This is a genomic window from Acidisphaera rubrifaciens HS-AP3 (assembly GCF_000964365.1).
Taxonomy (GTDB): Bacteria; Pseudomonadota; Alphaproteobacteria; order Acetobacterales; family Acetobacteraceae; genus Acidisphaera; species Acidisphaera rubrifaciens.
Window position 1 is genome coordinate 1 of record NZ_BANB01000040.1, and the last position, 10,099, is coordinate 10,099.

At 71.1% G+C, this 10,099-nt stretch carries 8 protein-coding genes; all 8 read right to left on the minus strand.

The genetic code is table 11. The annotated features are described in order from the left end of the window. The coding region (puhB, locus tag B8460_RS01300) for a photosynthetic complex putative assembly protein PuhB (protein WP_048859763.1) at positions 1-606 on the minus strand (606 nt) is incomplete at its 3' end. Beyond that, on the minus strand, positions 603-1,388 hold the full coding sequence (gene puhA / locus B8460_RS01305; RefSeq protein WP_048859764.1) for a photosynthetic reaction center subunit H: 786 nt from the start codon (positions 1,386-1,388) through the stop codon (positions 603-605). The genes puhB and puhA, both read right to left, overlap by 4 nt. Before the next feature lie 5 nt (positions 1,389-1,393). Continuing rightward, positions 1,394-2,827, minus strand: a complete 1,434-nt coding sequence (locus B8460_RS01310) for a BCD family MFS transporter (RefSeq protein WP_048859765.1) — start codon at positions 2,825-2,827, stop codon at positions 1,394-1,396. Continuing rightward, positions 2,824-3,522, minus strand: coding sequence for a magnesium protoporphyrin IX methyltransferase (gene bchM, locus B8460_RS01315; protein ID WP_048859766.1), 699 nt, complete (start codon positions 3,520-3,522; stop codon positions 2,824-2,826). Before bchM ends, B8460_RS01310 begins: the two co-directional genes overlap by 4 nt. Next, a complete protein-coding gene (gene bchL, locus B8460_RS01320; RefSeq protein WP_048859767.1) occupies positions 3,522-4,412 on the minus strand; it encodes a ferredoxin:protochlorophyllide reductase (ATP-dependent) iron-sulfur ATP-binding protein in 891 nt (296 codons plus the stop codon). Before bchL ends, bchM begins: the two co-directional genes overlap by 1 nt. Beyond that, positions 4,409-7,990, minus strand: a complete 3,582-nt coding sequence (locus B8460_RS01325; protein WP_048859768.1) for a magnesium chelatase subunit H — start codon at positions 7,988-7,990, stop codon at positions 4,409-4,411. Before B8460_RS01325 ends, bchL begins: the two co-directional genes overlap by 4 nt. Next, positions 7,980-9,563: a ferredoxin:protochlorophyllide reductase (ATP-dependent) subunit B gene (gene bchB / locus B8460_RS01330; RefSeq protein ID WP_048859769.1), complete on the minus strand. Its 1,584-nt coding sequence runs from the start codon at positions 9,561-9,563 to the stop codon at positions 7,980-7,982. Before bchB ends, B8460_RS01325 begins: the two co-directional genes overlap by 11 nt. A 4-nt stretch (positions 9,564-9,567) precedes the next feature. Beyond that, the coding region (locus B8460_RS01335; protein WP_048859770.1) for a nitrogenase component 1 at positions 9,568-10,099 on the minus strand (532 nt) is incomplete at its 5' end.

Genomic DNA, 10,099 nt, shown 5'->3' on the forward strand with positions numbered 1-10,099 from the left:
GACCGGGGCCGGCGCGCCGGACGCGGCGGCGAGGGCGCGGCTCAGGACCTGGGCGACGCGCGCCGCATCCGGGACGGCGCGCAGCATCGGCTCGCTGCGGCTGTAGCGCCAGGGACGGGCATGCGGCCAGAGAATGAGATAGGCGAAGCGCTGCGGCGGGATCAGGCGCAGCGCGATGTCGCCGGTGCCGTCTGCATAGCCGTGCAGCGCGGCGGACTCGATCGACGCGAAGGGCACGTTCAGCATGATCGGAAAGGCGACGCCGATGCGCAGCACGACGCGCCGGTTGGTGACGGTGTAGACCGTCCCGCGCGTCACCAGCCGCGCATACAGCACCACCAGCCCGATCGCGACCGCCGCGAGCCCGAGGCAGCGGCCGACGATGATCGCCCCCTGCAGCGGGGCATCGCCGGCGCTCCAGGCGGAGACCGCGGCGGTGCCGACGATGACGGCGAAATACGCCGCCAGGAGCCGCAGCCGGAAACCGTGCTGCGCGAGCGCCCAGGTGGCGGGCGCCCCCTGCCACAACACGCGCTCGCCTTCCGGCAGACGGCCCGGCAACCCGCGCGAGGCGCCGTCGTCGTCGATGCCGCCGCGCGCGGTCATATCAGCGGCTCCACCCGCGACGGCGTTGCGTACAGGGTGCCGCCGCCGAAATAGGCGGAGATCTGGTCTTCCTCGCGCAGCGTCACGACGTCGGGGCTGCGCAGGCCGGGGATGTCGCGGAACTGCGCGCCGGTGATCGACACGACCCGCACATGCGGCACGGCGCCGTCGCTGATCGTCGCGAGCGTCATCGGCACCAGCGCGCGGCCGCCGCCGAACGCCGCGGCGACCTCCACCTCGAGATAACGGAGGATGACTTCCGAGCGGTCGACCCAGACATCGACCACGGTGCCGCCCTGCACGTTGTCGACGCCCAGGATGGGCATGCCGCGCGGATCGGGATCCTCGGCATCGATGTGATAGGCCGGATCGGCGCGCAGCGGCACCAGCTTCGGCACCTGCTCGTCCCATGTCATGTCCGGCGCGTCCTGGCGCATCGCATAGGCGCCCGGGCCAACCGCCTCGACCATCGGATTGCCGACCGGGTCGATCGGCTCGCCGATCCAGTTCTTGGCGTTGCGGTGCTTCGACAGGTCCGGCTGCACCGCCTCGGGCCGCGGCGCGAGGACGGTGCGGCCGTCATGCAGGTGATAGGCCTTCGGCGCGGGGATCGTGGGGAAGCCCTGCACGATCTTGCCGATCGCGTTGTCGGAGACCAGCGGATAGCCTTCGCGCTTGTTCTCGCGGTGCAGGTAGTAGATCAGCCCGGCGAAGAAGATCCAGAACGCGTACAGCACGACCTGTGCGACGTCGATGTAACCGGTGATGGCGCCGTATTCCATGGCTTCTACCTCGCGGAGACGGGAGAGAGGGCAGGCGTGGCGGCGGCCCGGTGCGTCCGCACCAGCGGGCCGATGGCGATCAGCGTCGCGAACAGCAGCGCGATCTCGGTATGATAGACGACGGAGTAGCCGACCTGCGGATCGGTCAGCGCGCTGCCGAGCATGCCGCGCGTGGCAAGCAACCCGACGGCGTCACGCACCAGACCGCCCGCCGCGACCGCGCAGCCGGCGGCCGAGGCCTGGACCGCGCCCCACAGGCCGAGCGCGAGGCCGATCTGCCCGCGCGGCGCCATGGCCATCGCGACCGTGAGCGTCGAGTGGCCGAACAGCCCGCCGCCGAAGCCGATCAGCGTGACGCCCACGGCGAACAGGGCGACGGACGACAGCGGCGCCGCGAAGATCACGGCGGCAAAGGCGACGGTGCCGACCAGCGTGCCGGCGGCGGCGACCCGGTAGGCATTGGCGCCGCGCGCCAGACGCCGCGCCGCGAGCGCGAAGCCGGCAATGCCGCCGCTCGCCAGCAGCGCCGTCAGCGCAGTGGTGGCGCCGACCGTCAGATGCAGGATCTGGCCGCCATACGGCTCCAGCAGGATGTCCTGCATGCTGAAGGCGATGGTGCCCAGTCCGAGGGCGACGAGGCCGCGTATGCGGCGCCCGCCCGGCGCCGCGCCGGCGCCGATCAGGGTTTGCAGCGAGACCATCAGGCCGGGCTGGGCGCGCGCGGTGGTGCGCGCCGCGTCGCGCGGCTCCTGCTTCCACAGCGCCGCGCCGTTGAGCAGCATGGTCGCCAGCGCCGCGCCCTGCACCACCTGAATGAGGCGGAACTCGCTGAACGGGGTCAGCAGCGCGCCGAACAGCACGCCGCAGGCGACCATGCCGACCAGCAGCATCGCGCACAGCAGGGCGACGACCCGCGGCTGCGCCTCGCGCGGGGCGAGGTCGGTCGCGAGGGCGAGGCCGACCGTCTGCACCGTGTGCAGCCCGGCGCCGACCAGCAGGAAGGCGATGGCGGCGCCGATCTCGCCATAGACGACCGGACCGTGCGTGTCGCCCGACAGCACGATCAGGGCGAAGGGCATGATCGCGAAGCCCGCGAATTGCAGCAGCGTGCCGAACCACAGATAGGGCACGCGCTTCCAGCCCAGCAGCGACACGTGCGAGTCCGACCGGTAGCCGACGATCGCGCGGCAGGGCGCGAAGGCCAGCGGCAGGGCGATCATGCCCGCAACCAGCCAGGCGGGGACGCCGAGTTCGACGATCATCACCCGGTTGAGCGTGCCGATCAGCAGCACCACCGCCATGCCGACGGAGACCTGGAACAGCGACAGGCGCAGCAGGCGGCCCAGCGGCAGCTCGGGGGTCGCCGCGTCGGCGAACGGCAGGAAGCGGGTTCCCACCCGCATCCACCCTTCCGACAGCCTGCGCCGGGACTTGCTCATGGCATGAACAGCTCCAGGGCCTGCGACTTGTAGAACCCCGTGCTGATCCGCCGCGTGCGCCCCTCCGCCCAGCCGGCGAGATGCGGTTCGCGGGCGATCAGCTGCGCGATGCGCGGCGACGCGACCGGCTGGATCGCCGGCGCGCGGTCGCCGCGCGGCAGCAGGCGTCCGACCGCGTGCATGAGCATGAGGGCGGGCGTGCGCGGCGCGTAGGTGAACAGGATCGACGCCTGCGCCCGCGCGCTGAAGCCTGTCAGCACGCGCACGATGTCGGCGGCGTGATAGTGGATGAGGCTGTCCATCGCGACGACATGATCGAACCGGCCGAACGACGCGTCCAGCATGTCGCCGACGCGGAAATCGATGCGTCCGGCCAGCCCGTCCGGGGTGCGGTCGCGGGCGATGCCGATCAGGCGCGGCGACAGATCGACCGCGACGACGTCCGCGCCGCGCCGCGCGGCCTCGACCGCCAGCGCGCCGGAGCCGCAGCCCGCGTCAAGCACGCGCCGGCCGCGGAGATCGGCGGGCAGCCAGGACAGCAGAGTCGCGCGCATGTCATCGCGCCCGGCGCGCACCGTCGCCCGTATGCGCCCGACCGGCGCATCCGACGTCAGCCGCCGCCAGGCATCGATCGCGGTGCGGTCGAAATACTGCTCGAGTTTCCCGCGCGTCCGCTGATAGGTGGCGCCGCTCATCAGTCGAACCCCAACAAGTCGAAGATGTCCCGGTCGCGCAGCGGCTCGGGCGCCAGCGGATCGGTGCCGGCCCAGAGCTGTTCCGCGAGATGCATGTACTCGGCCTGTGCTGCGAGCACGTCCGGCGCCTCGTCCATCTCGAACAGCACGGACTTCTTCAGCCGCGAGCGCCGGATGACGTCGAGATCGGGGAAATGCGCGAGCGTGGACAGGCCCACGGCATTGTTGAAGCGGTCCACCTGATCGGTGCCGGCGGAGCGGTTGATGACAACGCCGCCGAGCCGGACGTCGTAGTTGCGCGACTTGGCGCGGATCGCGGCCACGATGCGGTTCATCGCGAAGATGCTGTCGAAATCGTTGGCCGTCACCACGATGGCGCGGTCGGCGTGCTGCAGCGGGGCCGCGAAGCCGCCGCACACCACGTCGCCCAGCACGTCGAAGATCACCACGTCGGTGTCGTCCAGAAGGTGATGCTCCTTCAGCAGCTTCACCGTCTGCCCGACGACATAGCCGCCGCAGCCGGTGCCCGCGGGCGGGCCGCCCGCCTCGACGCACATCACGCCGTTGTAGCCCTCGTAGACGAAATCCTCGGTCCGCAGCTCTTCCGAATGGAAGTTCACGCTTTCGAGGACGTCGATCACCGTCGGCACCAGACGCTTGGTCAGCGTGAAGGTGCTGTCGTGTTTCGGATCGCAGCCGATCTGCAGCACGCGCTTGCCGAGGCGCGAGAACGCGGCGGAGAGGTTCGACGAGGTCGTGCTCTTGCCGATGCCGCCCTTGCCGTAGACGGCGAACACCTTGGCGGTGCCGATGCGGACGGTAGCATCCATCTTCACCTGGACGCTGCCTTCGCCGTCGTCGCGTGCGGGGATACGGCGTATGACGGTCATGCTGCGGCTCTTTCGATAATGCCTTCTAGCCGGTCCTCAAGCTCCTCGCCCGCGCGGCGCAGAAGATCGAGCGTCGCGGGGTCGGGGGTCCAGTAGCGCCGCTCATGCGCCTCGATCAGCCGGCCGGCGATCTTGGCGGAGGCGGTGGGATTGAGCGTGGCGAGGCGTTCGCGCATGGCGGGATCGAGCATGAACGTCTCCGACAGGCGTTCATAGATCCAGGGTGCCACCTGTCCCGTCGTCGCCGACCAGCCGAGCGTGTTGGTGACCTGGCTCTCGATCTCGCGCACGCCCTCATAGCCGTGCGTCAGAAGCGCCTCGTACCATTTCGGATTGAGCGCCCGCGTGCGTGTCTCCAGCGCCACCTGTTCGGCGAGCGTGCGCACCGTGCCATCGCCGCGCGTCTGGTCGCCGATATAGACGGCGGCGTCGGTGCCGCCGCGTGCGCGCCGCACCGCGCGGCTGATGCCGCCGAGCGTGTCGAAATAGTGGTCGACCGTGGTGACGCCAAGTTCGACGGAGTCGAGATTCTGATACGTCACGTCCACCCGCGACAGCGCGTCCGCGAGCACGGTGTCGTGCCGCGCGGGCCGGCCGTCGGTGCCGTAGGCAAATCCCTTGCGCCGCACGTAGGCGTCCGCGAGTTCGTCCTCGTCGCGCCAGGAGCCGGCGTCCACGAGCTGGTTGACGTTCGCGCCATACGCGCCCTCGGCATTGCCGAACACCCGCAGCGCCGCGTCCGCGAGCGTGCCGCCATGCGCCGCCTGGAACGCGAGGGCGTGGCGGCGGATGTGGTTCATCGCCGGCGCCTCGTCCGCCTCGGCGGCCAGCAGCGCCGCCTCGGCCAGTAATTTCGTCTGCAGCGGCAGGAGATCGCGGAAGATGCCGGACAGCGTCACCACGACATCGATGCGCGGCCGGCCGATGCGGTCGAGCGGCAGCAGCGCCGCGCCGCACAGCCGGCCATAGCTGTCGAGCCGCGGGGCCGCGCCCATCAGCCACAACGCCTGCGCGATCGGGCCGCCTTCGGTCTTCAGGTTGTCGGTGCCCCACAACACCATCGCGACCGTCTCCGGCAGCGCGCCGCCATCGGCGAGGTGGCGTGCCAGTAGCCGGTCGGCCTGCCGCGCCCCGTCGGTCAGGGCGAAGGCGCTGGGGATACGGAACGGGTCGAAGCCGTGCAGGTTGCGCCCGGTCGGCAGCACGTCCGTCGTGCGCATCAGATCGCCGCCCGGTGCCGGCCGCAGATACCCGCCGTCGAGCGCGTGCAGCATCGCCGGCAGCTCGTGATCGGCGGCGAGCAGCGCATCCAGCGTCGCGCGGCGCTCGGGCTCGGTGACGCCGGCGGCATCCAGCATCTCGGCGCGCTGCGCCGCATCCGGCGGCAGGCCGATCACGTGCAGCCCGTGCGGGATCAGCGTGTATTCAAGCTCCAGCAGCGCCGCGCCCAGCGCGTCGATCGCCGCCGCGGCCCGCGCGCCCCAGGGCGGATCGGCGGGCGCGAGATCGACGGCGGCGGCCTGCGCCTGCAGCAGCTCGGCGAGCGTCGCGCGCTGCTGCGCGTCGGCATCGGGCTCCAGCTGCCGCCAGCGGTCGAGCGAGGCCTTGAGATCGATCAGACCGCGATACAGCCCGGCCTTGGTCACCGGCGGCGTCAGGTAGCTGATCAGCGTCGCCCCGGCGCGCCGCTTGGCGAGCATGCCTTCCGACGGATTGTTGGAGGCGTAGAGGTAATAATTCGGCAGGTCGCCGATCAGCCGGTCCGGCCAGCACGCGGCGGACAGCCCGGCCTGCTTGCCCGGCATGAACTCGAGCGCCCCGTGCGTGCCGAAATGCAGCACCGCCTGCGCGCCGAACTCGTCGCGCATCCAGCGGTAGAAGGCGCTGAACGCATGCGTCGGCGCGAACCCGCCCTCGAACAAAAGGCGCATCGGATCGCCCTCGTAGCCGAAGGCGGGCTGGATGCCGACGAACACGTTCCCGAACTGCGCGCCGAGCACGAAGATGTCGGCGCCGTCCGATTGATGCCGGCCGGGCGCCGGACCCCATTGCCGCTCGATCTGCGCCAGATGCGGCTCGGCCCGCACATGCGCGTCGGCGCGGACCCGTGCCGCCACGTTCGCCGGCGTGCCGTGGAGCGAGGCATTGCCGCCCAGCAGCATCTCGCGCAGCGCATCGACGCTGGCCGGCACCTCCACCGCATAGCCGCCGGCGGCCATGGCGCCGAGGGTGCGGTGCAGGGATTCGAACACGGCGAGATACGCGGCGGTGCCGACGCTGCCGGCGTTCGGCGGGAAGTTGAACAGCACGATCGCGACCCGCCGCGACGCCCGCGCGCTGCGACGCAGATCCACGAGACGTCCCACGCGGGCGGCCAGCGTCGCCGCGCGTTCGGGATGCACCGCCATGTCGCGCCGGTGCTCGCCCGCGGTGCTGCGGCCGCCGAAGGTCATCGGCAGGATACCGCCGTCGAGTTCGGGAATCGCAACCATCATCGTCGCTTCCACCGGCGTCAGCCCGCGCGTGTCGGCCTGCCATTGCTCGAGCGACTGGAACTCGACCGGGTGGGCGGCGACATAGGGCACGTCGAGCTGGGCCAGAATGGCCTCCGCCGCGCGCGCATCGTTGTAGGCGGGACCGCCGACCAGCGAGAAGCCGGTGAGCGACACGATCGCGTCGACGGTCGCGCGCCCGTCCTCCATGAAGAACCGCTCGATCGCCGGCCGTGCGTCGAGGCCGCTGGCGAAGGCTGGCACTACGTTGAGGCCGCGCGCCTCCAGCGCCGCGATGACGCCGTCATAGTGCGCGGCGTTGCCCGCGAGCACATAGGCGCGCAGCACCAGCAGCCCCACCGTGCCGGCGCCGGCACGGACGGGCAGCGCGTCGCGCGTCTCCGCGATGCGCCCGCTCACGCGCGGGTGATAGACGCCGACATCCGGATAGACGACAGGGGCGGCCACCCGCAGCGGGCCGCTGCACGCCCCGGTCTTGACGCCGGCATAGCGGTCGATCAGCAGACGAAGCAGGTTGCCGAGATTTTCCTCCGATCCGGCGAGCCAGTACTGCATCGCGAGGAAATAGGCCCGCACGTCCTGCGCCGTGCCGGGGATCAGCCGCAGCAGCTTCGGCAGGCGGCGGAGCGCTTTCATCTGGTCGCGCCCGCTCGTCGGACCCTTGCCGCGTCCGCCGCGCAGGCGCTTGAGCATCGCCATGACGCCCGAACTGTCGGCCGACATGTCGAAGCGGCCGATGCGGGTGAGCTTGACCACCTCGCTTGCCGACATGAAGCAGATCATCGCGAGGCAGTCGTTGCGCCGCGCCGCAAGCGCCGGCAGCACGGCGCGGATGTGATCGTCGAGGAACAGCATCGACGCGATGACGATGTCGGCCGTGGCGATGTCGGCGAGGCAGGCCTCCAGCGCGGCCGGATCGGCGCCCCATTCGTCCGCCGCGTGCAGCGCGAGACGCAGCCCGGGGACGTCGGCGCACACCGCGGCCTCGGCCCGCACGGCGGCCGAGGACAGGTGACTGTCCATCGTCACCACCACGACCCGCAGCATCGAGGTATCAGCGTCCATAATGCGCCTTTGCCTCGTAGAGCGTGTCGAGGGTGATGAGGTCGACGCCGCGTGTCTGTGCGTAGGCCTCGGTGTTGCGTCGTGCCTTGCCGCGCACGAAGAACGGTATCTTGCGCAGCTCGCGCTCGGCGTCGGGGGACCATGGCGCCTGGCCGTCGGCGATCGGCGCGGCGGGGTGGGCCTCGGGCGATGCGGCAAGCGCCGTGTCGGCGGGTGCCTCGGGCGTCTCGGCGGCGAGATGCGAGGGCGCGGCGTCGTCATGGAACTCGAAATCGTCGCGGAACATCGTCAGCAGATGCTCCTCCAGCCCCATCATCAGCGGATGGACCCAGGTGTCGAACAGGACGTTCGCGCCCTCGAACCCCATCTGCGGGGAGAAGCGGGCCGGGAAATCCTGCACGTGCACGGGCGCCGAGATGACGGCGCAGGCGATGTTCAGCTTCTTGGCGATGTGCCGCTCCATCTGCGTGCCGAGCACCAGCTCCGGCTGCAGCGCGGCGATGGCGGCCTCGACCTCCAGATAGTCGTCGGTGATCAGCGGCTCGACGCCATGATGCTTCGCGGCCTCGCGCACCTCGCGGGCAAATTCGCGGCTGTAGGTGCCGAGGCCGACGACGGTGAAGCCCAGCTCCTCCGCCGCCACCCGCGCGGCGGCGACGGCATGCGTCGCGTCGGCGAAGATGAACACGCGCTTGCCCGTGAGATAGGCGGAGTCGACTGACCGCGAGTACCACGGCAGGTTCGATGTTGCCTGCGTCAGCGTCGCCGTGGCGTCGATGCCCGCCAGCCCCGCGACCTCGGCGATGAAGTCGCGCGTGGCGCCGACCCCGATCGGGATGGTGCGCGTCGCCGGCTGGCCGAAGGTGCGGGTGAGCCACTGAGCCGCCTGTCCCGCGATCTCGGGATACAGCACGACGTTGAAATCCGCCTCGCCCAGCCGCGCCAGGTCGGCCGGCGTGGCGCCGAGCGGGGCGATCACGTTGATCGCGATGCCCAAGCGCGCCAGCAGGCCTTCGATCTCGCGGACGTCGTCGCGGTGACGGAAGCCCAGCGCGCTGGGGCCTAGGATGTTGCAGCGCGGCGGCGTGCCGTCCGCGCGCGCCGTCCGGGCGGTGCCGGGCGGCGGCGCATGCGGGCCGGCGAGGGCGCGGACGAGGCGATAGAAAGTTTCCGACGCGCCCCAGTTTTCCTTGCGCTGATACGCGGGCAGTTCCAGCGGCACGACCGGCACCGGCAGGCCGAGCGCGCGGGCAAGCCCGCCGGGATCGTCCTGGATCAGTTCCGCCGTGCAGGACGCACCGACCAGAAGCGCGTCGGGACGGAACCGCTCATACGCCTCGCGGACCGCGTCCTTGAACAGGCCGGCGGTGTCGCCGCCGAGATCGCGCGCCTGGAACGTCGTGTAGGTGACCGGCGGGCGCTGGTCGCGCCGCTCGATCATCGTGAACAGCAGGTCGGCGTAGGTGTCGCCCTGCGGCGCGTGCAGAACATAATGTACGCCCTGCATCGCGGTGGCGATGCGCATGGCGCCGATATGGGGCGGACCTTCATAGGTCCAGAGCGTCAGCTGCATCGCGCTACACCCGCAACCGTTCGCGCCGCGCGAGCGGGCGGGCGAACAGCTCCGCGAGATCGGCCGCCTGCTCATAGCCCTGGATGGGCGTGAACAGCAGCTCGATCGACCATTTCGTCGTGATGCCCTCGGCCTCCAGCGGATTGGCGAGACCAAGGCCGCACACCGCGATGTCCGGCTGCGCGGCGCGGCAGCGATCGAGCTGACGCTCCACGTGCTGGCCTTCGCTGAGCAGCGGTCCGGACGGCAGCAGCGCCATCTCCTCCGCCAGATGCTGGCGGTGCAGATAGGGCGTGCCCACCTCAATGGGCCGCATCGCGAGTTCGCGCGCGAGGAAGCGGGCGAGCGGGATTTCCAGCTGGGAGTCCGGGAAGAAGAACACCGTCTTGCCGCCCAGTGCCGCGCGATACCGGTCGAGCGCGTGGGTCGCACGGCGCGCCGGGGCGGCGGTCACCGCGTCGAACGTCGCGTCCGGCACGCCGAAGGCGCGTGCGGCGGCGGCGAGCCAGGCGGTCGTGCCCTCGACGCCGAGCGGG

Bases quoted from the DNA above. Each gene is read 5' to 3' on its own strand.
- puhA (WP_048859764.1), bottom strand. From the start codon at position 1,388: ATGGAATACGGCGCCATCACCGGTTACATCGACGTCGCACAGGTCGTG.
- B8460_RS01310 (WP_048859765.1), bottom strand. From the start codon at position 2,827: ATGAGCAAGTCCCGGCGCAGGCTGTCGGAAGGGTGGATGCGGGTGGGA.
- bchM (WP_048859766.1), bottom strand. From the start codon at position 3,522: ATGAGCGGCGCCACCTATCAGCGGACGCGCGGGAAACTCGAGCAGTAT.
- bchL (WP_048859767.1), bottom strand. From the start codon at position 4,412: ATGACCGTCATACGCCGTATCCCCGCACGCGACGACGGCGAAGGCAGC.
- B8460_RS01325 (WP_048859768.1), bottom strand. From the start codon at position 7,990: ATGGACGCTGATACCTCGATGCTGCGGGTCGTGGTGGTGACGATGGAC.
- bchB (WP_048859769.1), bottom strand. From the start codon at position 9,563: ATGCAGCTGACGCTCTGGACCTATGAAGGTCCGCCCCATATCGGCGCC.